The sequence below is a fragment of the Streptomyces sindenensis genome (genome assembly GCF_014649035.1).
Lineage (GTDB): Bacteria > Actinomycetota > Actinomycetes > Streptomycetales > Streptomycetaceae > Streptomyces > Streptomyces sindenensis.
This window is the reverse complement of sequence record NZ_BMSG01000030.1, coordinates 17,133-42,002: the sequence shown is the minus strand read 5'-3', so window position 1 is coordinate 42,002 and position 24,870 is coordinate 17,133. Positions and strand designations below refer to the sequence as shown.

Genomic DNA, 24,870 nt, shown 5'->3' with positions numbered 1-24,870 from the left:
CGCTGCCGACCAGCAGCCGGCCACCGGCAGCCGAGTTCCAGGAGTACCGACCGTGTCCGCACCGCGCATCGGCGTATCCATCGTGACCATGGGAGACCGCCCGCAGGCGGTCGAGGCGCTGCTGGCGTCGGTGGCCATGCAGGACGTCCGGCCCACCCGGCTCGTGATCATCGGCAACGGTACGGCCCTTCCGGACTACTCCTCCACGCCCGGCCTGGAGGATCTCGACGGCGGGGTGACCACCATCGAGCTGCCGGAGAACCTCGGCTGCCCGGGCGGCCGGAACGAGGGGCTGCGCAGGCTCGCCGAGATCGGCGACGTGGACGTGGTGATCGAGCTGGACGACGACGGACTGCTGGTCGACAAGGACGTCTTCCGCCGCGTGCGGGACCGCTTCGCGGCCGACGACCGGCTCGGCATCATCGGCTTCCGGATCGCCGACGAGACCGGCGAGACGCAGCGCCGCCATGTGCCGCGCCTGCGGGCGGGCGACCCGATGCGCGGCGGCCCGGTCACGGCGTTCCTGGGCGGAGGCCACGCGTTCTCGATGAAAATGCTGGCGCAGACCGGTCTGTGGCCCGCGGAGTTCTTCTTCACCCACGAGGAGACAGACCTGGCCTGGCGGGCGCTGGATGCCGGCTGGAAGGTCGAGTACGACCCCGAGCTGCTGCTCCAGCACCCGAAGACGTCCCCGGCCCGGCACGCGGTCTACTACCGGATGACGGCCCGCAACCGCGTCTGGCTCGCCCGCCGCAACCTGCCCCTCCCCCTGGTCCCCGCCTACCTCGGCACCTGGACCCTGCTCACCCTCGCCCGCACCCGTGACCCGAAGGGCCTGCGCGCCTGGGCGGGCGGCTTCGCCGAGGGCGTCCGCACCCCGTGCGGGGAGCGGCGCCCGATGCGCTGGTCCACGGTGTGGCAGATGACGCTGCTGGGCCGCCCGCCGGTCATCTGACCGACCACCGGACCCGCCGCTACGGCGTCCAGCGGTACAGGACGTCCGGCTCGTTCTCCTCGTTGCGGCCGCCGTCGTCGAAGGCGACGGCGGTGAAGCCGTGCCGCTCGTAGAAGGCGCGGGCGGCGGTGTTGCGCTGGAACACGTACAGGCCGATGGGCCCGTCCACGGCCCCGCGCACCTCGGCCAGCAGGCGGCTCCCGATCCCCCGCCGCACCGCGTCGGGCCGCAGATAGAGATGATCGAGCTCGTCGCCGCCGGCGAGCGCGGCGAACCCGAGCAGTTCCCCGCCCTCTCCGCCCTCTCCGCCCTCTCCGCCCTCCCTGTTCTGCCCTGCCCGCCCGGACTGTTCGGCCACCCACACCGCGGTGCTGGTGGGCAGCACGACATGGGTCATCCAGGCGAGGGTGTCCTCGTCGCTGTGGATCCGCGGCAGATACGGCATGGCGGCGGCCCGGGAGTCCAGGAAGACCCGCGTGACGGCTTCCGCGTCCGCGGCCGTCGCCAGGCGCAGCCGTACTCCGTCGGGTGCGGGCCGGCGCCCGGTCTCATGCTCCGTCATGCCGATGATCAGATCATGGGGTCGAGCCACACCGGAAGAACCCCGGGCAGGCCACAATGGAAGGGCTTCCAGATCCGTTGCGAGGGAAGGCCCGCGTCCATGGCCGAGGAACTGCCGCACCGGCACGCCACGCTCGACGAGGTGGCCGCGCTGGCCGGTGTGTCGCGGTCGGTGGCCTCCCGGGTGATCAACAACGCTCCCCATGTCAGCCGGGCCAAGCGGGAGTCCGTCGAGAAGGCGATCAGGAAACTCGGCTACGTACCCGACCCGAAGGCGCGCGCCCTGGCCACGCGTCAGGCGGGTGCGGCCGCACTGGTCATCTCGCGGGACGACCCGGAGGTGCTGGCGGACCCGTTCTTCGGGCAGCTCGTCGCCGGAGTGGCCGGCGCCCTGGAGGAGGCCGACCTGCACATGATGCTGTGCGTGGCCGCCACCCCGCGCGGCCGGGAGCGGGTGGAACGGCTCGTGCGCTCCCGGGCCGTCGACGGGGTGATGCTGGCGGCTTCGCACGAGGACGACCCGCTGGCCCGGATCGCCAAGGAGGGCCCGCTGCCGGTCGTCTTCGGCGGGCGCCCGGTGGACTTCGAACCGCGCTGGTACGTGGACATCGACAACGTCGGCGGCGCGCGGGACGCCACCGAGCACCTGCTCGCGCGCGGGCGGACCCGGGTGGTCACGATCGGCGGGCCGCTGGACACCGAGGTGGCCAGAGCCCGGCAGCGCGGCTACCGGGAAGCCATGACGCTCGCCGGTCTGACACCGCGTCCGCCCGAGATCGGGGACTTCTCCGAAGCCGCCGGGGCCGCCGCCATGGCCCGGTTGCTGGAGGCGCATCCGGATCTGGACGGGGTGTTCGCGGCCAATGACAACATGGCCGCGGGCGCGCTGCGCGCGCTGCGCGGAGCCGGCCGGTCGGTGCCCGAGGACGTGGCCGTGGTGGGGTTCGACGACCTCGCCGTCGCGCAGCTCACCGAGCCCGCGCTGACCACGGTCCACCAGCCCATCCGGGATCTCGGGCGTGAGATGGCCCGGATGCTCGTCGGGATCGTCGCGGGCCGTGCCGTCGGCCCGCTGATCCTGCCCACGCACCTGGTGGAGCGCTCCAGTACCTGACGGGCCGACACATCCGGAGAGAGCAGCCCCTGTGAAGATCATCGACGCGAAGGTCGTCGTCACCAGCCCCGGCCGCAACTTCGTCACGCTCAGGCTGACGACCGACGAGGGCGTCACCGGCCTGGGCGACGCCACCCTCAACGGCCGGGAGCTGGCCGTCGTCAGCTATCTCGACGATCACGTGGCCCCGTTGCTTCTCGGCCGCGATCCGCACCGTATCGAGGACACGTGGCAGTACCTCTACCGTGGCGCCTACTGGCGGCGCGGCCCGGTGACGATGGCCGCGATCGCCGCCGTGGACACCGCGTTGTGGGACATCAAGGCCAAGGTCGCGGGGCTCCCGCTGTATCAGCTCCTCGGCGGCGCGAGCCGGGAGCGGGTGCGCACCTACGGTCACGCCAACGGCCGCGACCTGCCGGAGCTGCTCGATTCGGTGCGCGCCCGCCTCGCCGAGGGCTATCCGGCGGTGCGCATCCAGTCCGGCGTCCCGGGCCTGAAGGCCGTGTACGGCGTGCACGGTACGAGCGTCGACGGCTCCCCGGTCCTCCACCAGCAGGCCCGCCCGCTGGTGGAGGACTGGGACACCGACGCCTATCTGCGGCACACGCCGGCCGTGTTCGAGGCGGTACGGGCGGAGTTCGGGCCCGAGCTGCCGCTTCTGCACGACGCGCACCACCGGCTCACCCCGGTGCAGGCCGCGCGCCTCGCCAAGGACCTGGAGCCCTACCGGCCCTTCTGGCTGGAGGACTGCACGCCCGCGGAGAACCAGGAAGGGCTGAGGCTCGTCCGCCGGCACTCGACGACGCCGCTGGCGATCGGCGAGGTGTTCAACACCCTGCACGACTACCAGACGCTGATCACCGAGCAGCTGATCGACTACGTCCGCTCCGCGGTCACGCACTTCGGCGGGGTCACACCGCTGCGCCGGCTCTTCGACTTCGCCGCGCAGTACCAGATCAAGAGCGCCGTGCACGGCCCTGAGGACATCTCACCGGTGGGAATGGCGGCGGCCGTCCACCTCGACCTGGCGATCCACAACTTCGGCATCCAGGAGTACTCGGGCCACACCCCCCTCACCGAGGAGGTCTTCCCGCACGCCTACACCTTCGCCGACGGCCACCTGCATCCGGGCGAGGAGCCCGGTCTCGGCGTGGAGTTCGACGAGGAACTGGCGGCGGCGCACCCGTACGAGGCGGCGTACCTCCCGGTGAACCGGTTGCAGGACGGCAGCATCCACGACTGGTGAGCGGGCCGATCCCAACGGCGGGCCTGACACCTCGACTCCGGTAGCGCTTCCAGACTTACCAAGGCTTGCCCGACCTCTTGTCGCCTCCACAGGCCGCTGCTAGTTTCCGGAAGCGCTCCCAGTTTCTCCGCCCGAGGAGGCCGAGATGCACTCCCCCACGACATCACGCCGATTCCCCGCACCGCGCTGGCTGCTCGCACCGCTCGCCGCCCTCGCGCTGGTCTTCCAGCCGATGGCCGCCCCCGCGCACGCCGTCGGCGGCAGCTTCACCGACCCTTTCGACTCCCACGACACCGGCCGCTGGAGCAAGGCCGACGGCTGGTCCAACGGAGACATGTTCAACGTCGGCTGGCGCGCCGACCACACCTGGTTCAACGGCGGCGTCATGGGCCAGAACCTCGACGTCGCGACCTGCCCCTCCGGCTGCTCGGGCAAGCCCTACGCCTCCGGTGAGTACCGCACCAACGACCTGTACTCGTACGGCCGCTTCGAGGCCCGGCTCCAGGCGGTCAAACGGGAAGGCGTCGTCACCGGGTTCTTCACGTACACAGGGCCGAGCGACGGTCAGCCCTGGGACGAGATCGACGTCGAGATCCTCGGCAAGAACACCACCCAGATGCAGACCAACTACTTCACCGACGGCGTCGGCGGCCACGAGACCGTGATCGACCTCGGGTTCGACGCCGCCGCCGGATACCACGACTACGCCATCGAGTGGTGGAACCAGGGCACGATCAACTGGTTCGTGGACGGCAGGCTCGTCCACCAGGAGAACGGCTCCCGCGGCCCGCTCCCCACCCGTCCGATGCGCATCATGACCAACCTGTGGCCGGGCATCGGGGTCGACGACTGGCTCGGCCGCTTCACGTATCCGGGCACGCCTCTGACGGCCCGCTACGACCGGATCACGTACACGAAGTACTGAGGGCCGGCGAAGGAAGCGGGGAAAACAGCCAAGAGCCCCTGACCGGCGTTGAACCGGTCAGGGGCTCCTGGCGGCAGACGAGTCGTGCTGTACGCCGGGTTCTGTCTCCCGGTCGCCTCGCGGCGGCCGGGGAGACGGCCATCCATCTAGGACCGGCATTGCTGCCGGCCTCGTGCGGTCTACCCGCGAACTCGGGCGAGCAGCCCTCGAACGTCCGCGCAGGGCCGTTCCGTCTCCGGTACGCCCCCTCTTGACCTTGCTCCGGGTGGGGTTTACCTAGCCGCCTGAGTCACCTCAGGCGCTGGTGGTCTCTTACACCACCGTTTCACCCTTACCCGCGACCGAAGTCCCGGGCGGTCTGTTTTCTGTGGCACTGTCCCGCGGGTCACCCCGGGTGGCCGTTAGCCACCACCCTGCTCTGTGGAGCCCGGACGTTCCTCGGGAGGATCCGGGGGATCCCCACGCGGCCGTCCGCACGGCTCGTCTGCCGTGATCGCCATCCTACCGGGCCGTACCGACCGACCGCCCTGTCGGTGTCCCTCAGCCGAAGTCGCCGGTCTCCAGGTCGAAGGCGAAGGGCTCGGGGAGCGGGAGCGGCTTGCCGTACGGGATCGTGAGGAGCTGCCGGTAGTCGTCGCGCTCCGGGTCGCTGAAGAGCGTCACCGAGCTGTCGTCGCGGTCGATGAGCAGATGGAGCGGGATACCGCCACGGGCGTAGCAGCGACGCTTGGCCTCGCGGTCGGCCTGCGGCTTGGTGGAGGTGACCTCGACCACCAGGGCGACGCCCTCACAACGAAAGCTCGGGAAGGAACGCGCCGCTTGACCTTGTCGCAGCGGCAACGTTTCTACTGGCCGCATGCGTATCGGAGAGATCGCCGCGCTCGTGGGAGTCACCTCCCGGGCCGTCCGGCACTACCACCACATCGGCCTGCTGCCCGAGCCCGCCCGGCAGGCCAACGGCTATCGGGCGTACACCGTCCGGGATGCCGTGCTGCTGGCCCGGATCCGGCGGCTGACGGAGATCGGGCTCTCGCTGGACGAGGTGCGGGACGTGCTCGCCGATGACGCGGGGCGGGAGCTGGCGGAGGTGCTCACGGAGCTGGACGCCGATCTGGCGCGGCAGGAGCGGGAGATCCAGGAGCGGCGGCAGGTGCTGGCCGTGCTGCTGGAGGCGCCGCCCACCTCGGACGGGCCGCTCTCGCCCGCCCTCGCCGCGCTCCTGGATCGCGCGCCCGCCACCGCCTCTCCGGCCGCCGCGAAGGACCGCGAGCATCTGGCGTTGCTGGACGCGGCGGGCGACCCGGCCGGGGCCGCGGTGTTCGCGGCGCTGGGGCCGCTGGCCGAGGACCCGGGTGTGCTCGCGCTGTACGAGCGGCTCGACGAACTGGAGGGGGCCGGGGTGGACGATCCCCGGATCGCGCCCCTGGCGGCCGAGCTGGTGGACGCCGTCCCCGACGAGGTCCTGGCGGTCATCCCCGCGGGGGAGCCGTCGGCGACGGGGTTCGGGCGGGTGCTGCTCGACGACTACCCGCCCGCGCAGCGCGCGGTGGTGCGCCGGGTGATGGAGGAGCTGGCCGAGCGGGTACGGAGGAGGGGAACGTCATGAGGGGACGCGTGGCGAGGGGCCTGCGGGTCGCGATGTGGGCGGTGCTGCCCGGGGAGCCGGCCCTGGTGGTCTGCCTGGTGGCCGGGGTGCGGGTACCGGGGGCCGTTCTGCTGGGGGCCGAGGCGCTGGTGGTGGGGCTGCTCGCGCTGGAGGCGTACGTGATGTGGCCCCTGTACGCGGCCCGTCGGCGGGCGGGCGGCACCCGGCGGGAGGCCGGGCTCGCCGTGGTGCGTGCGGCGGTGCCGGTCGCCCTGCGGCGGCTGATCGTCCACGAGTTCCGGGCGCTGCACAGCCTCGGGCTGTGGACCGTACGACGCCGCCACCGGGTTCCGGAGGGGACCAGGCCGTTCTCGTACACCGGACCGCAGACGGGGATCATGTGGGCGTTCCTCTTCGTCTCCGTCGTCGAGACCGTGGTGCTGGCCCTGGTGATCCCCTGGCCGCTGGTCCACGCGATCGTGCTCGTGGTGGACGTGTACGGGATCGTCATCGTCCTCGCCCTGCACGCCGCCTCGGTGACCCGGCCGCATCTGGTGGGCGCCGACGGTTCGCTGCGGCTGCGGTACGGGGCGTTGTTCGACCTCCGGGTGCCCGCCGCGTCCATCGCCTCCGCCCGGGCCGAGCGGCGCTTCCCGGGCGGGGGGCTGGTCCGGGCCGGCGAGGACGGGTCACTGGATCTGGCGGTGGGGAGCCGGACGACGGTGACCGTGGAGCTGACGGGGCCGCTGGAGTTCGTACGGCCGCTGGGGCGGCGCGGGAGCGCGCGGACGCTCCGGTTCCACGCGGACGATCCGCGGGCGGCCGTGGCCGCGCTCACCGCTCCCGGGAGGCCGGTGGCGCCCGCGCGCACGCCGGAGCGCGCCGCACCGCTCCCTGCCGCGCTCCGGACCCCGGGGCCGCCTCCGCCCCCGCTCACGCCGGAGCGAACAGCACCGTCCTCGCCGCCGGCCCCGCCCGCGTGAGCCGGACCCGCAGCCGCTCCCCCAGCGGCAACGGGGCCGTGCCGCCCTCGATCCGGCCGACGATCGCCGGGTCCCGGAGGTGGACCGTGCCGACGGCCGGGTCCCGGTCCTGGACGTCGACGACGTACGCGTCGAAGAGTTCGCCCTCACGCCCCTCCAGCAGCGCCGCCTCGACCAGGTCGACGCAGGCCCGCTCCACGGTGCCCGCGCGGCGCGTCCCCTCGGCCATCTCCTTCGGGAGGGCGGGGAGTGCCTCCCGTACCCACTCCGGCGGGGCCTTGCCCGCCGTCGCGGCGAGGCAGAGCTCGGACGCGTACCGGTCGACCAGACGCCGCAGCGGTGCGGTGCAGTGCGTGTAGAGGTCGGCGACGGCGGCGTGCACGGCGGGGTCGGGGAGTTCGCCGCCCTCGAAGACGGTGTAGCCCGCGCCGCGCAGCAGGGTGGTGCACTCCTGGAGGAACGCCGCGTGGTTGCTCTTCCCCGGGTCGAGGGAGCGGACGACCTCGGCGTACGGGACGTGGTGCGGCCAGTCGACGCGCAGGGCGTGGGCGGAGCGCCGCAGCCGGGCGACGGCCCCGTCGGGCGCGAGCGGCAGGGTGCGCAGGATGCCGGTGCCCGTGTCGGCCATGAGGCGGGCGGCGGCCATCCCGGTGAGGAGCGAGATCTGCGCGTTCCATGCCTCGGCGGGGAGTGTGGCGCGGTAGGCGAGGTCGTAGGTGCCGCCGTGCTCGACGATCTCCTGCTCGGGGACGTCGAGCGAGATGCCGCCCCGGGCCACTTCCTGTTCGGCGCGCAGCCGTCCGATGTCCCGGAGCAGGGCGAGGGGTTCCTCGGCGGCGCCCGTGTCGATCTGCCGCTGGACGCCCGCGTAGTCGAGCTTCGCGCGGCTGCGGACCAGGGCCCTGCGGACGTCGGTGGCGACGGCCACCCCGTCGCCGTCCAGGTCGATCCGCCACAGCGCGGCCGGGCGGGTCTCGCCGGGCAGGAGGCTGGCGGCGCCCTCGGAGAGGACTGGGGGGTGGAGCGGGATCCGGTCGTCGGGCAGGTAGAGGGTGGTGACCCGGCGGTGGGCCTCGGCGTCGAGCGCGCCGCCCGGCCGGAGATACGCGGCGACGTCCGCGATGGCGTAGAGCACCCGGTAGCCGCGCCCGTCCCGGCGGCGCTCCAGGTGCATCGCCTGGTCCAGGTCGGTGGAGGCGGGTGGGTCGATGGTGAGGAAGGGGATGTCGGTGGCGTCCAGGTGGGCCGGCACATCCGGGGCCCGCGCCGCCTGTTCCGCCTCCGCGAGCACCTCGGGCGGGAAGGCGCCGGGCAGGTCGAGTTCGGTGCGCAGGGCCCGCAGGGCGGCCCCGAGCGAGCAGTCGGCTGCGCCGGTCATACGCAGGTGGCGGCGGGGCATGGCCCGAGCGTAGGCCGGGAGGGGGCGGGCGGCATCCGGGGCGGAGCCCGGGGCCCTGCGGTGCCCGGGGCCTCGCGGGGCGGGGGTCCCGTACGCCGACGGGGTCCCGGGGTCCCCGGATTCCGTCGGCGTACGGGACCGCCGCCCCGTCCCCGTACCCTTGCCGAGGACCCGGCGAGCCCGCACGCCCACCGGATCCGCGCTCGCCGTACGTACGAAGGAGAACCGCCGTGCTCGTGCTGTTGCCGCCCTCCGAAGGAAAGGCCGCCTCGGGGCGCGGGGCCTGTCTCAAGCCGGAGTCGCTTTCGCTGCCGGGGCTCGCCCCGGCCCGTGCGGCGGTGCTGGACGAGCTGGTCGAGCTGTGCCGGGCGGACGAGGAGAAGGCCCGTGAGGTGCTCGGGCTGAGTGTGGGTCTGGCGGGCGAGGTCGGCAAGAACGCCGAGCTGCGCACCGCCGGGACCCGCCCGGCCGGGGAGCTGTACACCGGCGTGCTGTACGACGCCCTCGGCCTGGCCACGCTGGAGACGGCCGCGCGGCGCCGGGCGGCCGCCTCGCTGCTGGTCTTCTCGGGGCTGTGGGGCGCGGTCCGGATCGGTGACCGGATTCCGCCGTACCGCTGCTCGATGGGGGTGAAGCTGCCCGGTCTCGGCGCCCTCGGCACGTACTGGCGCACCCCGATGGAAACCGTGCTGCCCGAGGCCGCGGGCGGCGGGCTCGTCCTGGACCTGCGGTCCTCCGCGTACACGGCGGCGTGGAAGCCGAAGGGCGAGGTGGCCTCGCGGACGGCGAGCGTGCGGGTGCTCCACGCGCAGATCGTGGACGGGGTGGAGAAGCGTTCCGTGGTGAGCCACTTCAACAAGGCCACCAAGGGCCGGCTGGTGCGCGACCTGCTGGTGGCCGGTGCGCGGCCCAAGGACCCGGCGCAGCTGGTGGAGGTGTTGCGGGACCTCGGATACGTGGTGGAGGCCGAGGCCCCCGCGCGGGCCGGGCGGCCGTGGTCGCTGGACGTGGTGGTGACGGAGATCCACTGAGCGGGCGGCACAAGCTCCCGGCGTGCACCCGATGACCATCCGTTGCGCAGGACGCAACGTTCGTTGCAGATATTGGTGGCAGCGCGGCAGGATGGACCCATGACCTCCTCCGTGCCGTCCGCCGTGCCCTCCGCCGCAGCCGCCCCCGACGCCTCCGTGCTCGATCTCGCGCCCGTCGTCCCCGTCGTCGTCCTGCACGACGCCGCCGACGCGGTGCCGCTGGCGCGGGCACTGGTGGCGGGCGGGCTCCCGGCGATCGAGGTGACGCTGCGGACGCCCGCCGCGCTGGAGTCGATCCGGGCCATGGCCGCCGAGGTGCCGGGTGCGGTGGTCGGCGCGGGCACGGTGATCTCACCGGAGCACGTCCGCGAGACGGTGGCCGCCGGGGCCCGGTTCCTGGTCAGCCCGGGATGGACGGACGCGCTGCTGGAGGCGATGAAGGCGTCCGGGCTGCCGTTCCTGCCCGGTGTCTCGACCACCTCGGAGGTGGTGGCCCTGCTGGAGCGCGGGGTGCGGGAGATGAAGTTCTTCCCGGCCGAGGCGGCGGGCGGCACGGCCTATCTCAAGGCTCTGTCCGCACCGCTCCCCCAGGCCCGTTTCTGCCCGACCGGTGGCATCTCGCTCGCCTCCGCGCCCTCGTATCTCGCCCTGCCCAACGTCGGCTGCGTGGGCGGCAGTTGGATGATCCCAGGGGATGCGGTGGCGGCGAAGGACTGGGACCGGGTGGCCCGCCTGGCGGCGGAGGCGGCGGCGCTCGCCGCGTAACCCGCTCCCCCGTCGGCGCCTCTCCCCCGCCCGGTCCCGCCGCTAGGTCAGGTGCGAGGTGTCGTTGAGCAGGCGTACGGAGGCGTTGCCGTCCCCGTAGTACGCGACGGTGGAGACCGAGGCCGCCGACAGCTCCATCCGGAACAGCGCCTCGGGCGGGGCCCCGAGGGCGAGCCGGACGAACGTCTTGATCGGCGTCACGTGCGTGACGAGCAGGACCGTGCGGCCCGCGTACCGGGCGACGAGCCGGTCCCGGGCGGCGGCGACCCGCTCGGCCACCTGAGCGAAGCTCTCGCCGCCGCCGGTCGGGGCGATGTCCGGGGAGGCCAGCCAGGCGGTGAGGTCGTCGCCGTACCGCTCCCGCACCTCTGCGAAGGTCAGGCCCTCCCAGGCGCCGAAGTCCGTCTCGCGCAGGCCCTCGTCGATCCGGACGTCGAGGCCGAGGCGGGCGGCGACGGCGGCGGCGGTCTCGCGGCAGCGGCGCAGCGGCGAGCTGACGATCTCCTGGACCGTGCCGAGGGCGGCGAAGTGCTCGGCGGCCCGCTCGGCCTGGCCGCGGCCGACGGCGGAGAGTTCGGGGTCGGTGCCACCGCTGCCGGAGAACCGCTTCTCGGGCGTGAGGGCGGTCTCGCCGTGCCGGAGCAGGACGAGGGTCGCGGGCGCGCCCAGGTCGGGGGCCGAACCCCAGCCGGTCTGCGGGGTCCCGGCGGGCTGCCGCGGGGCGGGGTGGGCGTCCGTCGGCTCCCCGCCCGGTCCCGTCGGCACCCCGCCCGGTTCCGTCGTCCCGTCAGGCAGCGGCGCTTCCGCCGTCTCCCCGGGCAGGGCGAAGAGCGCGTCGGCCGGGGCAGCCGTACCGCGGGCCGCCGCCAGTGCCGCGCGGGCCTTGGCGGCGCCCGCGGCCTGGTCGCCGGGCGGGCCCTGCACCGGTGGCGGCGGGGCACTCGGGGTGCGGGCGGACGGGGCGTCCAGGGCGGCCGTCGAGGTGGACGCCTCCCACTGCCGGCCGTCGCGGCCCGCGTCCATCGCCTCGTTGGCGAGCCGGTCCGCGTGCTTGTTCTGCGCGCGCGGAATCCACTCGTACGTCACCGAGGACGACGGCAGGATCGCGGCGGCCCGGGCCGCCAGCGGCTTCATGTCGGGGTGCTTGATCTTCCAGCGCCCCGACATCTGCTCGACGACCAGCTTGGAGTCCATCCGGACGTGGACCCGCAGCGCGTCCCCCGCGTCCGGGAACAGCGCCTTCGCGGCCGTCAGGCCGGCGATCAGGCCCCGGTACTCGGCGACGTTGTTCGTCGCGACGCCGATGTACTCGGCGGCCTCGGCGAGGGGCTCCCCGGTGGCGGGGTCGATGACGACCGCGCCGTAACCGGCGGGCCCCGGGTTGCCCCGGGAGCCGCCGTCGGCCTCGACCACCACCTGGCGGGCGACGCTCATTACAGGCCCGACTCCGCGGTGCGGACCAGGATGCGGTGGCAGTTCTCGCAGCGCAGGACCGTCTCCGGGGAGGCGGCCTTCACGTCGTTGACCTCGGCCATGTTCAGTTCGAGCCGGCAGCCCTCGCAGCGGCGCTGGTAGAGCCGGGCGGCGCCGACCCCGCCCTGCTGGGCGCGGAGCTTGTCGTACAGCTTCATCAGGTCGGCGGGGATGACCTCGGCGACGACCTGGCGGTCCTTGGTCACCGTGGCGGCCTCGGCGTCCAGCTCGGCGGTGGCCGCGTCACGGCGGGCGGTGGCGTCGTCGACCTTGGCCTGGACGGCGGAGACCCGCTCGGTCAGCTCGGCGACCCGCTCCTGGGCGGCCTCGCGGCGCTCCATGATCTCCAGGACGACGTCCTCCAGGTCGCCCTGGCGCTTGGCGAGCGAGGTGATCTCGCGCTGGAGGCTCTCCAGGTCCTTGGGCGAGGAGACCGCGCCGGAGTCCAGGCGCTGCTGGTCGCGGACGGCGCGCTGACGCACCTGGTCGACGTCCTGCTCGGCCTTGGTCTGCTCGCGGGCGGTGTCGCTCTCCTCGGTGGTGGAGGCGACCAGCAGGTCGCGCAGCTGCGCGAGGTCGCTGCTGAGCTGCTCGATCTCGGCGTGCTCCGGGAGCGAGGAACGCTTGTGGGAGAGCTGGGCGAGACGCGTGTCGAGGGCCTGGACGTCGAGAAGTCGGATCTGGTCGGCGGGCGCGGCGTTCAGTTGGGGGCTCCAGAGGAATGGTGGGTGGTCCAGGGGTCGGTGACCTGCTTCGAGACATGGACCCGCAGGTCCCATCCGTGGCGGTCGGAAAGCGCGTCGAGCTGGGCCGCCGCCTGCTCGCACCAGGGCCACTCGGTGGCCCAGTGCGCGGCGTCGACGAGGCCGAGCGGCGAGTGCTGCACGGCCTCGGACGCCGGATGGTGGCGCAGGTCGGCGGTGAGGAAGGCGTCGACGCCCGCGGCGCGCACGGCGTCGAAGAGGCTGTCGCCGGAGCCGCCGCTGACGGCGACGGTGCGCACCATGGCCTCCGGGTCGCCGGCCAACCGGATGCCCTGCGCGGTGGCGGGGAGCCGGGCGGCGGCCCGGGCGGCGAAGTCGGCCAGGGTCTCGGGGCGGGCCGGCTCGCAGATCCGGCCGAGTCCGCGCCGCCCGGCGGGGTCGGTGGGGTCGGGTACGAGCGGCCTGGTGACGCGCAGGTCGAGGGCGCCGGCGAGGGCGTCGGAGACGCCGGGGTCGGCGGTGTCGGCGTTGGTGTGCGCGACGTGGAGGGCGATGTCGTGCTTGATGAGGGTGTGGACGACCTTGCCCTTGAAGGTGTCGGCGGCGACCGTCGTCGTCCCGCGCAGATAGAGCGGGTGGTGGGTGACGATCAGCTGGGCGCCGAGCTTCAGGGCCTCGTCGGCGATCTCACGGACCGGGTCGACGGCGAACAGCACCCGGTCGATCTCCGCGTCCGGATCGCCGCAGACCGTCCCGACAGCGTCCCATCCCTCGGCCCGCTCGGGGGGCCAGAGGGCGTCGAGGGCGGCGATGACTTCAGACAGACGGGGCACGGGGGAAAGGCTACCTGTCCGGGGTGGTCCGCCGCCCCCGGCCGCCGGACCCTGTACGCCGGGACCGGCGGCCGGACACGAATCGTTACGTCGACTCCCTCGCCGGGCCCGTACAGAAGGCGCTACTTCACCAGGTCCGCGCGGAGGTCGTCGAGGACCAGATCGGCCGAGGTGACGCCGAGGCCCAGGTACCAGGTCTCGTCGGAGACGTCCTTGGCCCGGCCCTCCTTCACGGCCTTCAGGTTCTTCCACAGCGGGTTGGACCGGGCGGTGTCGCGCTGGGTGGCCTTCGGGTCGCCGTAGACGCCGGTGAAGATCCAGTCGGCGTCCGCCTCGTCGATCTTCTCCGGGCTGATCTCGGCGGCGAGGTCGTTGATCTGCTGGTTCTTCGGACGCGGCAGGCCGACGTCTTCGAGGATCGTGCCGATGAACGAGGCCTTGGCGTAGAGCCGGAGGCGGTCGGGCATGTAGCGGACCATGGACACGGTCGGCTTGCCGGGCCCGATGTCCTCGCCGAGCTTCTCGGCCTTCTTCTCGTACGCGGCGAGCGCGGACCGGGCCTGCTTCGTGCGGTCCAGCGCCTGGGCGTTGAGGAGGTAGTTCTCCTTCCAGGTGAAGCCCGGGCGGATGGAGAACACGGTGGGGGCGATCTTGGACAGCTCGTCGTACTTGTCCGCGGCGCGGAGCTGGCTGCCGAGGATCAGGTCCGGCTGGAGGCCCGCGATGGCTTCGAGGTTGAGGCTGTTGATGGTGCCGACGCTCTTCGGCTCGCCCGCGTCCTTCTCCAGGTACGAGGGGATGGCCGCGTCGCCCTCGCTGGGCGCGTAGCCGACCGGCTTCACGCCCAGCGACACGACGTTGTCGAACTCGCCGACGTCCAGCACCACCACACGCTTGGGCGCGGCCTTGATCTCGGTCTTCCCCATGGCGTGGGTGACCGTACGGGGGAACTCGCCGGCCTTCGCGTCCGTGCCGTACGACGCGGTCTTCCTGGCCGCGTCCGCGAAGTCCTTGCCGCCCGTGGCGACGGCGGCCTTCTTGCCGCCGCTCGCGTCGGACTTCGCCGCGTCCGCGTCGCCGCCGTCACCGCCCCCGCAGGCCGACAGGGAGAGAGCGGCCGCCACGGCCAGGGCGACTGCGGCGGTACCGCGGGGGCGAAGGGACATCACTTACTCCAGTTGTCCGCGTGCGTGCGTGGGGGGCACGGGCGTTTGATTAGGGCTGCCTAACCATAGACACGCCCCTCTCCGACAGCACACTCACCCCTGACACCTCAGGAGAATCCGGGCATCGCCACCCTTATGTGTGAAGTGCGGTGGCTCGTGTTGTTCGGCTGGAAGTGCGAAAACTAGCTTGCGTAGCCGGAGGTGACGAGTCCATGACTGCCTGTGCCATCGAGGGGGGAACCGCCGGGGCCGCCGCGACGGCGGACCCGGAAGCGGAACCCGAACCGGAAGAGCCCGGGGAGCCCGGAAGGCCCGAAGCGCCTGCCGGGGCTGACCGGGAAGACGGGGAGGACTGGGAAGACGCGGAGGAGTACACGGGAGCCGGGGAAATCGAGGAAGCGGAAGCATCACCCACGGGGGCCGGCGCCCGGCCGTTCGCCGACGCCGCACCGCCCCCCGGCCGCTTCACGCTCACCACGGACGGCGCCTATGCCGCCCGGCTCACCGCCGCCCCCGGGCCGCCGGGCGAGCGCGCCTGGTATCCCGAGCGGTGGACGCTGGACGGGCCCGAGCCGTACGCCGTACCCCTCCCCCTCGACCAGCCCGAGGAGCCGGACTCCGAGGTGGCCCCGCTCGCCGACGGGCGGGTGCTGATCCGGCGGCGGGTGGCGGACCGGCAGATGTTCTCGCTGCTCTACCCGACCGGGCCCGGGACCGGCGAACTCCTGCTGGGCGCGGTCGGGTGCGCGGAGATGACGCTGCTGCCGCCGTCGCCGGACGGCCGGTGCGCGTACGCCCTGGCGGCCGGTGAGGACCACGCCTCGCTGTGGCGGGTGGCGGGCGGCGCGTTCGGGCCCGAGGAGGTCGCGCGGATTCCCGGCCACTGCTCGGGCGGGGTGTGGCTGGACCGGGCGGGCCGGATGCTGGCGCTGGACCGACGGGAGCCGGGCGGCGGGCCGGTCAAGGCGGTCGCCGTGGACCTCGGGCGGCAGGGCGAGGTGACACCGCTGCTCCAGATCGCACCGGAGAGCAACGACCGGCTGCTGCTCGCGGACGCCGACAGCGGGCTGCTGCTGATCCGCTCCGACGCCCCGGGCCACGACCGGCTCGGCTGGGGAGTGCTGGGAAGCTGCCTGCCCGTCAGGTTCCCCGAGTGCCTGCGCCTCCCGGACGTGGCCGTGACGCCGTTCGCGGTGCAGCCGGGCCAGATGCTCATGCCGGAGAGCTGCGCGGTGGCGCTGCGGATCGACGGGGCACCTGGCAGCTGGGTGGGCGTCTGGCGTCCGGCGGGCCGGCAACTGCACCAGTTCGCGGCCCCGTTGGGCTGGGTGCCGGGGGCCGGATACTGGAGCCGGGACGGCGTGCTGCGCCTGCCGTACGCGAACGGGGCGACGCCCTGCGGCGTGGCGCTGCTGGACGCCCCCGAGGACGTGGAACCCTCCTCGGTGACCGGCCGTACGAGTGGCGGGAAAGGCGGAGGGGAACCATCCGCCGCCGACGCCGCTCCTGCTGTGTGTAAGCCCGTTCCGTTGGGGCAGGCGCCTCTGCACAGAGCCGCCCGACCTGATTGAATTCGGGGCCTGGGCTACGCGACCGTTCCGGGCGGGTACCGACGGTGACCGGGTCGGGCGACGGTGGCGGGGCCGGCGACACACGTAGGTGCGACACAGGCAAGCGATGACAACGGGGTGACTTCCCACATGTCCGAAGCACGGACCGACACGACCCAGCAGCGCCCGACGGGGGCGGACGAGGGTACCGGAACTGGCGGTTCCGGAAAGCACCGCGGGGGTGCGTCGACGGAGAACACGTCGGTGCGGCCGCACGGCCGGCACCGCCGGCCCGCGGAAGCGGAATCCGCGGCGGCCTGAGCAGCCGAGCAGCGCGGTACGGGAGGCCCGGACCGGCGGACGACCGCCGGTCCGGGCCTCCCGTGCGTACATCCGGGCCTCCCCTGCGTACATCCGGGCCCTTCCGTACGTGCATCCGGGCCTCCCGTGCGTACGGGGGGTACGGCTACCGCCGCTTCAGCCCCAGCACTTCGGCGGCGGCGAAGGTCTCGTTCGGCGGCCGGTCCGCGTAGTACGGGGTGAGCAGTTCGTCCAGCTCCGCGAAGGTGAACGTCTCCTTCGCCGCGTCGAACCGGGCCGCCACCCGCGGCCGTTCGACGACGGCGACCATTCCCCCGTGGACGACCAGCAGTTGCCCGTTGACCGCGGCCGCCGCCGGTGAGGCGAGATAGCCGACGAGCGGGGAGACGTGTTCGGGCGCCAGCGGATCGAGAGTGCCGTCCGCCGGTTCCTGGAAGCCCGCGAAGACGTCCTCGGTCATCCGGGTCCGGGCGCGCGGGCAGATCGCGTTGGCGGTGACGCCGTACTTGGCCAGGGCGAGGGCGGTGGAGGTGGTGAGGCCGACGATGCCGCCCTTGGCCGCCGCGTAGTTGGGCTGCCCGACGGAGCCCGCGAGGAACGCCTCCGACGAGGTGTTGACGATCCGCCCGTAGACCGGCCCGCCGGTGGCCTTGGAACGGGCGCGCCAGTGGGCGGCGGCGAAGTGCGTGGTGTTGAAGTGGCCTTTCAGGTGGACGCGGATGACCGAGTCCCATTCCTCCTCGGTCATCGAGAAGACCATCCGGTCGCGCAGGATCCCCGCGTTGTTGACCAGGATGTCGAGACGCCCGTGGGCCGAGATCGCCGACTCGACCAGTTCGCGGGCCTGTTCGTGGTCGGAGACGTCGCCGAGGTGGGCGACGGCCCGGCCGCCGGCCGCGCGGATCTCGGCGGCGACCTCCTCGGCGGGCGCGGCGGACGCCTCGCCGGAGCCGTCGCGGCCGGGCTGCCCGTAGTCGTTGACGACGACGGCCGCGCCGAGCCGGGCCAGTTCGAGGGCTTCGGCGCGGCCGAGGCCGCGGCCCGCGCCGGTGACGATCGCGGACAGCCCGTCCAGCGGGAGGGGAAGTGACATCACGGTCCTCGGCTTCCTCGGGTGCGGGCGGGGTTCAGAGCTCGACGCAGGTACGCAGCGCCTCACCCGTGCGCATCTGGTCCAGGGCGTCGTTGATCCCGTCCAGCCGGACCCGGTGGGTGATCATCGACTCCAGGTCGATGCGGCCCGCCCGCCAGAGCGCGACGGCCCGCTCGTAGGAGCGCAGGACGTCCCCGCCGCCGTACATGGAGGGCAGGATGCGCTTCTCGTCGAAGAACAGCTCGAACATGTTGACCTGGAAGGTGTCGTCCATGGCCCCGGCCCCGACGACGCACAGGGTGCCGCCGCGGCGGGTGGTCTCGTAGGCGGTGCGGGCGGTCGCGGACCTGCCGACGACCTCGAAGACGTAGTCGAAGCCCTCGCCGCCGGTGACGCGCTGCTTGGCGTCGGCCAGCTCGTCGGGGGCCACGGCCTCGGTGGCGCCGAAGCGGAGGGCGGCCTCACGCCGGGAGGCGACCGGGTCGACGGCGACGATCTGGGCCGCGCCCCGCACCCGGGCACCCTGGATCGTGGAGATGCCGACACCGCCGCAGCCGATCACCGCGACCGACGAACCGGCCTCCACCTGGGCCGTGTTGATGGCCGCGCCGAGTCCGGTGGTGACCCCGCAGCCGATCAGGGCGGCGATCTCGAACGGTACGTCGTCGGGGATCGGCACCGCGCAGCCCGCGCCGACGACGACCTCCTCGGTGAAGGTGCCGGTGCCGGCGAAGCCGAAGACGTCCCCGCCGGGGCGCCTGAAGTTGGGGGTGCCCGCGTTCATGAAGCCCGCCAGACACAGGTGGGTCTGGCCGCGCTTGCAGGACGGGCAGTCCCCGCAGGCGGGCAGCCAGCAGACGAGGACCCGGTCGCCGGCGCTCAGCCCACTCACCCCGTCGCCGACGTCCACGACCTCGCCCGCGCCCTCGTGACCGGGGATGAAGGGGGCGGGCTGCGGCAGGACGCCGCTCATCGCGGAGACGTCGGAGTGGCAGAGCCCGGTGGCCCGGATGCGGAGCCTGACCTTTCCCGGGCCGAAGCCCACCGCCTCGACGTCGTCGAGGACTTCGAGCTTCTCCTGGCCTGTCTCGTGCAGTACGGCTGCGCGCATGGGTGGGGCTCCCTCGGATCGGCTGCCAAGAAAGAGTGGTCGCGGGATTCAGAAGGGTTCGACGGGATTCGGAGGGGTTCGACGGGATTCAGGAGTGCTCGACGCGTGTGTCGGCGAGCACCGGGGCGTCGTCGCGCTCGGCGGCGGTGACCGTGACCTGGACGCGGCCGTCCTCCGCCCACATCCGGATACGGAGGGTCTCGCCGGGGAAGACCACTCCGGCGAACCGGGTGCGGTAGGCGGTGATCCGGGAGACGTCACCGTCCAGGAGGGTGTCGGTGACCGCCTTCAGGGTCATGCCGTACGTGCACAGCCCGTGCAGGATCGGCCGGTCGAACCCGGCGAGCTTGGCGAAGGCGGGGTCGGCGTGGAGCGGGTTCCAGTCACCGGAGAGCCGGTAGAGCAGCGCCTGGTCGTCGCGGATCGGGCGCTCCACCGTACGGTCGGCGGCCCGCTCGGGCACGGTGAGCCGGTCGGACGGCCCGCGCTCCCCGCCGAAGCCGCCCTCTCCGCGTACGAAGATCTGGGCGTCGTTGGTCCACAGCGGTCCGTCGTCGTCGCTCGCCTCGGTACGCAGCACGATGACGGCGGCCTTGCCCTTGTCGTACACCGCCGCGACCTTCGAGGTCTGGACGGCCCGTGCGGTCACCGGGATCGGGCGGTGGACGCGTACGGTCTGGCCGCCGTGCAGGACCGCGGTGAGGTCCACGTCGATCCCCCGCACCCCCATCCCGCCGAAGGCGGCGGTGCCCGCGCCCGCGACGGTGGCGAAGCTGGGCAGCACCTGGAGCCGGGACTCCAGGGTGTAGCGCAGTTCGTCCGGGTCGGTGGCGGGGGTGCCCGCGCCCAGACCGAGGTGGTAGAGCTGGACGTCCTTGTGGTCCCAGCCGATCTCGGCCCGGCGGGGTTCGGCGGCGAGGGCCGCTGAGGCATCAATGGGCATGACGAAGCAGCTCCTTGATGGTCCTGAGTGTCCTGGGTGTCCTGGGTGGTCCGTGGCGGTGGAGAGACCTCGGCGCGGACGTCCGCACCGTCGGCCGCGCCGAGGTCGCGCGGAGACCGGCAGGGCACGCCCCTTCGGGAGCAGGCACACTCCTTCTAGAACGCGTTCTAGCCGATGCCGATGGCCCATGTATAACGCAGGTCCCGGAAGTTGGGAAGAGTGCTGACGCTGCGTCAGATCGCGGGGGCTTACGCCGTGGGCCGGGGCGTGCGGTGGTTCGGCAGCCAGAGCAGCATCACGATCACCCCGGCCAGCAGCACGCCGCTCGCGGTGCGGAACGCCATGGCGTATCCGGCGGTGATCTCGGCCGTGTCGCCGGAGCCCGCGGTGCGCGCGGCGGCGACGGTGGAGAGCACCGCGAGGCCCAGCGCGCCGCCCATGGTGCGGGAGGTGTTGACCAGGCCCGAGACCAGTCCGGCGTCGCCCGGCTCCGCGCCGGAGGTGGCGAGGGTGGCGAGCGGGGTGGAGGCGAGACCGGCACCGGCCATCATCAGGACGCCGGGCAGGCAGATCGCGGTGAGGTAGGAGCCGTCCACGCCCATCGTGGACTGCCAGCCGAAGCCCGCGGCGGTGATCAGGACGCCGGCGACGGCGAGGCGCTTCGCCCCGGTGCGGATCATGAGGCGCGGGGCCAGCTTGGAGCCGATGACGACGGCGGCCGAGGTCGGGATCAGCGCGAGGCCGGCCTGCAACGGTGTGTACCCCAGGACGTTCTGGGCGTACACGGTCATGAAGTACCACATGGAGAAGGTCGCCGACCCCATGAGCAGCATCGATACGTTGGCCGAGGAGACGGCCCGTACGGAGAAGACGCGCAGCGGGATCAGCGGAACGGCGGTCCGCGCCTCCACCAGCACGAAGGCGGCCAGCAGCGCGAGTCCGAAGAGCAGTGGCACGAGCGTGGCGGGGGCCGTCCAGCCTTCGGCCTCGGTCTGGACGATGCCGTACGCGACGGCGGCGAGGCCCGCGGTGACCAGCACCGCGCCCAGCAGGTCGATGCGGCGGCGGTCGCCCGCGCGGCCCTCGGTGACACGCAGGGCGGCGCCGATCAGGACGAGCGCGCCGATGGGCACGTTGATCAGGAGGACCCAGCGCCAGGAGAGGGCGTCGGTGAGGACCCCGCCGATGAGCCCGCCGGCCGCGCCGCCGCCCGCCCCGACCGCCATCCAGGTCCCGATCGCCTTCGTCCTGGCCGGCCCCTCGGGCACAGCGGCGGTGAGGATCGTGAGGGTGGCGGGCGCGAGGACGGCGGCCCCGAGCCCCTGTGCGGCGCGGGCGGCGAGGAGCTGCCAGCCCTCCTGGGCGAGGCCGCCCGCGAGGGAGGCGGCGGTGAAGAGGCCGAGCCCGACGAGGAACATCAGCTTGCGCCCGTATATGTCGGCGGCCCGCCCGCCCAGCAGCATGAACCCGGCGAACGCGATCGAGTAGGCGTTCACGACCCACTGGAGGCCCACCGTGCTCAGCCCCAGGTCGGCCCGCATGGAGGGCAGCGCCACGTTGACGACGGAGACGTCGAGGACGACCAGGAACTGGCCGGTGCAGGCGGCGAGCACGACGGCCCAGGTGCTGGGGCGTATGCGGGAGGAGGCGGGGGAGGCGGCGGGCGCGGAGACATCGGGCATGTCGGCCATGGTCGCAGGCGTCGCGTGGCCCGTACATCGGGTATCGGATCCAGGTCCCGGGCCCCGGCCACCGGGACGGAGGTCCTACTCCGGCCCGGCCCCCGGAACGTCCCGCACGGGCGGGGCCCGGCCGCGAATAGCGGGCAGCAGGCAGCGGGCAGCAGGCAGCAGGCAGCAGGCAGCAGGCAGCAGGACCGAACACCCAGGGGGCGCCTTTCCGGTCATCGGACCAACGATCCGATGACCGGAGAGGCAGCACCCCCTAGGTCCTGAGGTCCTAGGCCCCGCGTCGCAGGAGCGTGACCACCGCCGCCCCTCCCAGGCCGATGTTGTGGGCAAGGGCGGTCCGGGCGCCGGGGACCTGGCGGGCTCCGGCCTCGCCGCGCAGATGCCAGGTCAGCTCGGCGGCCTGGGCGATGCCGGTGGCGCCCAGTGGGTGCCCCTTGGAGATCAGCCCGCCGGACGGGTTCACCACCCACCGGCCGCCGTAGGTCGTGGCCCCGGACTCGACGAGCTCACCGGACTCCCCCTCGCCGCAAAGACCCAGCGCCTCGTAGGTGAGGAGTTCGTTGACGGAGAAGCAGTCGTGCAGCTCGATGACGTCGAGGTCGTCGGGGCCCAGCCCCGAAGCGGAGTACACCTGCTCGGCGGCGGCCTTCGACATCGGGACGCCGACCGCGTCGATACAGCTGCCGGAGGCGAACGACGCCTCGGTGTCGGTGGTCATGGCCTGGGCGGCGATCTCCACGGCCCGCTCCCCCAGACCGTGCCGCTCGACGAACCGTTCCGAGACCACGACGGCCGCCGCCGCACCGTCGGAGGTGGGCGAGCACTGGAGCTTGGTGAGGGGGCGGTGGACGGTACGGGCGGCGAGGACCTCCTCGACCGTGTACGGGTCCTGGAACTGGGCGTACGGATTGTCGACCGAGTGCCGGTGGTTCTTGACCCCGACGGCCGCGAGCTGCGCGGGCGTCGTCCCGTACCGCGCCATGTGCTCGCGGGCCGCGTTGCCGAAGATCTGGGCGGTGGGCGGGGACGTCGCGAAGCCGTGGCCGGCCGCCATGACGCCGTAGTGCCGGGCGACGGGCGACGTCGCGAAGTCGCCCCCGCCGGGACCCCCGCCGGAACCCCCACCGGAGCCCCCACCGGAGCCCCCGCCGAGCGCGCCCCGGGCCATCTTCTCGAAGCCGACGGCGAGGACGCAGTCGCTGCCGCCGCCCTCGACGAACTGCCGGGCCAGCATCAGGGCGGTGGCCCCGGTGGCGCAGTTGTTGTTGACGTTGTAGACGGGGACGCCGGTCAGCCCCAGCTCGTAGACGGCTCGCTGCCCGGCCGTGGAAGCCTGGAAGCAGTAGCCGACGGGGATCTGCTCGACCTGGTCGTAGCGGATCCCGGCATCCGTCAGGGCGGCGGCGCCCGCCTCGCGGACCATGTCCCAGTACTGCCAGTCGCGGGATTCGGGCTTCTCGAACTTCGTCATGCCGACGCCGACGATGTAGGCCTTCATCTTTCCGACTCCTGCTCGTCGTGGTGGAAGGGGCGTTCAGCCCCGTGCCGGTACCGATCGCCGTGCCCCTGCCCCTGCCCCTGCCCCTGCCCCTGCCCCTGCCCCTGCCCCTGCCCTTGCCCTTGCCCTTGCCCTTGCCCTTGCGAGCCTCCACCGGTCGCAGCCACGGGAACGGCGCAAGAGTAGAACACGTTTCAATCTGACGGAAGGTCAGAAGACTGCGGGATCCGTGCGGGAACAGCCGGAATAGCAGCGCCACCCAGAAGCGTTCACCCTGCACGCACTTGGGGGGAGCCCGGGTGACCGAAGGCTGCCCGGGAGGCCCCACGCATGCGACGGACGCGACGGATACGGCACGCACAGGAGCTTCCCGAGCCGCCGAAAGCGCGGCGCTCCGGCGGCATCGTGCCCGTCCTCGCGTTCGCGGGCATCACCGTCGCGGTCATGCAGACCCTGCTCGTCCCGGTCATCAAGGACCTGCCGGTCCTGCTGGACGCCGCTCCGGCCGATGCCACCTGGGTGATGACCGCGACCCTGCTCGCGGGCGCCGTCTCGACCCCGATCATGGGCCGCCTCGGCGATCTCCACGGCAAGCGCCGGATGCTGCTCGCCTCGCTGGCCGTGATGGTGATCGGCTCGCTGATCTGCGCCTCCACCGACGACCTGATCGTGATGATCACCGGCCGCGCGCTCCAGGGCTTCGCCATGGGCGCCATCCCGCTCGGCATCGGCATCATGCGCGACGAGCTGCCGCGCGAGCGGCTCGGCTCGGCGATGGCCCTGATGAGCTCCTCCATCGGCGTGGGCGGCGGGCTCGCGCTGCCCGTCGCCGCACTGGTCGCCCAGCACGCCGACTGGCACGCCCTGTTCCTCGGGTCGGCCGGGCTCGGTCTGCTCGCGATGGTGCTGACGTACAGGTTCGTCCCCGAACCTCCGCTGCGCGCGCCCGGCTCCTTCGACCTCGTCGGCGCCCTCGGACTCTCGCTCGGCCTGGTCCTCCTTCTCCTGCCGGTCACCAAGGGGAGCGACTGGGGCTGGACCTCGGCGCCGACCCTGGGGCTGCTCGCCGCGTCCGTGGTCACCCTGGTGCTGTGGGGCCTGTTCGAACTGCGCACCCCGGCGCCGCTGGTCGATCTGCGCACCACCGCCCGCCGCGAGGTGCTGCTCACCAACCTCGCCTCGATCATGGTCGGGGTCGCCTTCTACGCGGTCTCCCTGGTCCTGCCGCAACTGCTCCAACTGCCCACGTCGACCGGTTACGGCCTCGGGCAGTCCATGGTGGTCGCCGGGCTCTGCGTTGCCCCGCTGGGCGTGACGATGATGTTCGTCGCCCCGCTGTACGCCCGGATCTCGGCCCGCCGGGGCCCCAAGACCACGCTGATGCTCGGCATGCTGGTCATCGCGGTCGGTTACGGGGCCGGGCTCGGCCTGCTCTCCGCCGCCTGGCAGACCGTGCTGATCGCGGTGGTGCTCGGCGCGGGCATCGGCCTGGCCTACTCCTCGCTGCCCGCCCTGATCATCGGCGCCGTCGACCCGTCGGAGACCGGCGCGGCCAACGGCCTCAACACCCTGATGCGGTCCATCGGCACCTCGGTGTCGAGCGCCGTCATCGGCATGGTGCTGGCCAACACCTCCGTGACGACGGGCTCGGTCGAGGTGCCGTCCATGGAGGGGTTCCGGATCTCGTTCCTGATCGCCGCGGGCGCGGTCCTGATCGGCCTGGTGCTGGCGGCGTTCCTGCCCGCGCAGCGGCCCTCCGCCCACCCGGTGCTCCTGGCGAGCAGCGCGGACACCGGGCCCGCTCCAGTCGCCCCGGTCCGGCGGGCCCCCGCTGCGACGGCCGGCCGGACCGTACGGCACGATGGGGCGCCGTCGTCAGCAGAACCGCCCCCACCTGGAGGAACCCCGTGACCGCCACCCCCT

Annotated in this window: 21 protein-coding genes, 1 other RNA gene and 1 pseudogene; 10 read left to right on the top strand and 13 right to left on the bottom strand. The window is 73.1% G+C overall.

Features of this window, described 5'->3' with window-relative positions:
* The first annotated feature begins 52 nt into the window (after positions 1–52).
* Positions 53–955 (top strand): glycosyltransferase family 2 protein, encoded by a 903-nt coding sequence (locus tag IE145_RS26345; protein WP_189527943.1) that lies wholly within the window; start codon positions 53–55, stop codon positions 953–955.
* A 19-nt stretch (positions 956–974) separates the two neighbouring features.
* Here IE145_RS26345 and IE145_RS26340 read toward each other — a convergent pair whose 3' ends face one another.
* Positions 975–1,517, bottom strand: a complete 543-nt coding sequence (locus tag IE145_RS26340; protein WP_189527942.1) for a GNAT family N-acetyltransferase — start codon at positions 1,515–1,517, stop codon at positions 975–977.
* A gap of 99 nt (positions 1,518–1,616) precedes the next feature.
* Between IE145_RS26340 and IE145_RS26335 the strand changes: the two genes are divergently transcribed.
* From IE145_RS26335 to bglS, 3 genes are all read left to right on the top strand, one after another.
* The gene (locus IE145_RS26335; RefSeq protein ID WP_189527941.1) at positions 1,617–2,630 is read left to right on the top strand and encodes a LacI family DNA-binding transcriptional regulator; all 1,014 of its coding nucleotides are present in this window, start codon (positions 1,617–1,619) and stop codon (positions 2,628–2,630) included.
* Between the two features lie 31 nt (positions 2,631–2,661).
* Entirely contained in the window at positions 2,662–3,876 is a 1,215-nt protein-coding gene (manD, locus tag IE145_RS26330) for a D-mannonate dehydratase ManD (RefSeq protein ID WP_189527940.1), read from the top strand.
* 145 nt (positions 3,877–4,021) lie between these two features.
* Entirely contained in the window at positions 4,022–4,801 is a 780-nt protein-coding gene (gene bglS / locus IE145_RS26325; protein WP_189527939.1) for a beta-glucanase, read from the top strand.
* 74 nt (positions 4,802–4,875) lie between these two features.
* On the opposite strand, the gene rnpB is transcribed toward bglS, so the two are convergent.
* Together rnpB and IE145_RS26315 are read right to left on the bottom strand one after the other, a co-directional pair.
* Positions 4,876–5,284: RNase P RNA component class A (rnpB, locus tag IE145_RS26320), an RNA gene on the bottom strand.
* 57 nt (positions 5,285–5,341) lie between these two features.
* Positions 5,342–5,590, bottom strand: a pseudogene (locus IE145_RS26315) (Uma2 family endonuclease); the annotation flags it as partial.
* A 67-nt stretch (positions 5,591–5,657) separates the two neighbouring features.
* Between IE145_RS26315 and IE145_RS26310 the strand changes: the two are divergent.
* Both IE145_RS26310 and IE145_RS26305 read left to right on the top strand, forming a co-directional pair.
* Positions 5,658–6,407, top strand: coding sequence for a MerR family transcriptional regulator (locus IE145_RS26310; protein WP_189527938.1), 750 nt, complete (start codon positions 5,658–5,660; stop codon positions 6,405–6,407).
* Entirely contained in the window at positions 6,404–7,369 is a 966-nt protein-coding gene (locus IE145_RS26305; protein ID WP_189527937.1) for a hypothetical protein, read from the top strand. The genes IE145_RS26310 and IE145_RS26305 overlap by 4 nt, the downstream gene beginning before the upstream one ends.
* Here IE145_RS26305 and IE145_RS26300 read toward each other — a convergent pair.
* A complete protein-coding gene (locus IE145_RS26300; RefSeq protein WP_189527986.1) occupies positions 7,320–8,747 on the bottom strand; it encodes an RNB domain-containing ribonuclease in 1,428 nt (475 codons plus the stop codon). The two genes, IE145_RS26305 and IE145_RS26300, sit on opposite strands and share 50 nt — an antisense overlap.
* A 251-nt stretch (positions 8,748–8,998) precedes the next feature.
* Between IE145_RS26300 and yaaA the strand changes: the two genes are divergently transcribed.
* Entirely contained in the window at positions 8,999–9,799 is an 801-nt protein-coding gene (gene yaaA / locus IE145_RS26295) for a peroxide stress protein YaaA (protein WP_189527936.1), read from the top strand.
* A gap of 99 nt (positions 9,800–9,898) precedes the next feature.
* Complete coding sequence (eda, locus tag IE145_RS26290; RefSeq protein WP_189527935.1) at positions 9,899–10,564, top strand: bifunctional 4-hydroxy-2-oxoglutarate aldolase/2-dehydro-3-deoxy-phosphogluconate aldolase; 666 nt, start codon at positions 9,899–9,901, stop codon at positions 10,562–10,564.
* A 42-nt stretch (positions 10,565–10,606) separates the two neighbouring features.
* Here eda and IE145_RS26285 read toward each other — a convergent pair whose 3' ends face one another.
* From IE145_RS26285 to IE145_RS26270, 4 genes are all read right to left on the bottom strand, one after another.
* Positions 10,607–11,998: a bifunctional RNase H/acid phosphatase gene (locus IE145_RS26285; RefSeq protein ID WP_189527934.1), complete on the bottom strand. Its 1,392-nt coding sequence runs from the start codon at positions 11,996–11,998 to the stop codon at positions 10,607–10,609.
* Positions 11,998–12,741 (bottom strand): zinc ribbon domain-containing protein, encoded by a 744-nt coding sequence (locus IE145_RS26280; RefSeq protein ID WP_189527985.1) that lies wholly within the window; start codon positions 12,739–12,741, stop codon positions 11,998–12,000. Before IE145_RS26280 ends, IE145_RS26285 begins: the two co-directional genes overlap by 1 nt.
* Positions 12,738–13,574: a Nif3-like dinuclear metal center hexameric protein gene (locus IE145_RS26275; RefSeq protein ID WP_189527933.1), complete on the bottom strand. Its 837-nt coding sequence runs from the start codon at positions 13,572–13,574 to the stop codon at positions 12,738–12,740. The genes IE145_RS26280 and IE145_RS26275 overlap by 4 nt, the downstream gene beginning before the upstream one ends.
* A gap of 122 nt (positions 13,575–13,696) precedes the next feature.
* The gene (locus IE145_RS26270; RefSeq protein ID WP_189527932.1) at positions 13,697–14,740 is read right to left on the bottom strand and encodes an ABC transporter substrate-binding protein; all 1,044 of its coding nucleotides are present in this window, start codon (positions 14,738–14,740) and stop codon (positions 13,697–13,699) included.
* A 212-nt stretch (positions 14,741–14,952) separates the two neighbouring features.
* Here IE145_RS26270 and IE145_RS26265 point away from each other — a divergent pair, with 212 nt between their 5' ends.
* Positions 14,953–16,311, top strand: a complete 1,359-nt coding sequence (locus tag IE145_RS26265) for a hypothetical protein (protein ID WP_189527931.1) — start codon at positions 14,953–14,955, stop codon at positions 16,309–16,311.
* Positions 16,312–16,756: 445 nt separating this feature from the next.
* Here the strand turns inward: IE145_RS26265 and IE145_RS26260 are convergent, their stop codons facing one another.
* The 5 genes from IE145_RS26260 to IE145_RS26240 all read right to left on the bottom strand — a co-directional run bounded on the left by IE145_RS26260 (position 16,757) and on the right by IE145_RS26240 (position 22,947).
* Positions 16,757–17,704, bottom strand: a complete 948-nt coding sequence (locus IE145_RS26260) for a 3-oxoacyl-ACP reductase (protein WP_189527930.1) — start codon at positions 17,702–17,704, stop codon at positions 16,757–16,759.
* A gap of 34 nt (positions 17,705–17,738) precedes the next feature.
* Positions 17,739–18,815, bottom strand: coding sequence for a Zn-dependent alcohol dehydrogenase (locus IE145_RS26255; protein WP_189527929.1), 1,077 nt, complete (start codon positions 18,813–18,815; stop codon positions 17,739–17,741).
* Between the two features lie 88 nt (positions 18,816–18,903).
* Complete coding sequence (gene chsH3, locus IE145_RS26250; protein ID WP_189527928.1) at positions 18,904–19,758, bottom strand: enoyl-CoA hydratase ChsH3; 855 nt, start codon at positions 19,756–19,758, stop codon at positions 18,904–18,906.
* 248 nt (positions 19,759–20,006) lie between these two features.
* Positions 20,007–21,449, bottom strand: a complete 1,443-nt coding sequence (locus IE145_RS26245; protein WP_189527927.1) for an MFS transporter — start codon at positions 21,447–21,449, stop codon at positions 20,007–20,009.
* A gap of 268 nt (positions 21,450–21,717) precedes the next feature.
* Positions 21,718–22,947 carry a lipid-transfer protein gene (locus IE145_RS26240; RefSeq protein ID WP_189527926.1) on the bottom strand — a complete coding sequence of 410 codons (1,230 nt, stop codon included), beginning with the start codon at positions 22,945–22,947 and terminating at the stop codon, positions 21,718–21,720.
* Positions 22,948–23,277: 330 nt separating this feature from the next.
* On the opposite strand from IE145_RS26240, the gene IE145_RS26235 reads away from it, so the two are divergent.
* Positions 23,278–24,858 carry an MFS transporter gene (locus IE145_RS26235; RefSeq protein WP_189527925.1) on the top strand — a complete coding sequence of 527 codons (1,581 nt, stop codon included), beginning with the start codon at positions 23,278–23,280 and terminating at the stop codon, positions 24,856–24,858.
* The last annotated feature ends 12 nt before the right edge of the window (positions 24,859–24,870 follow it).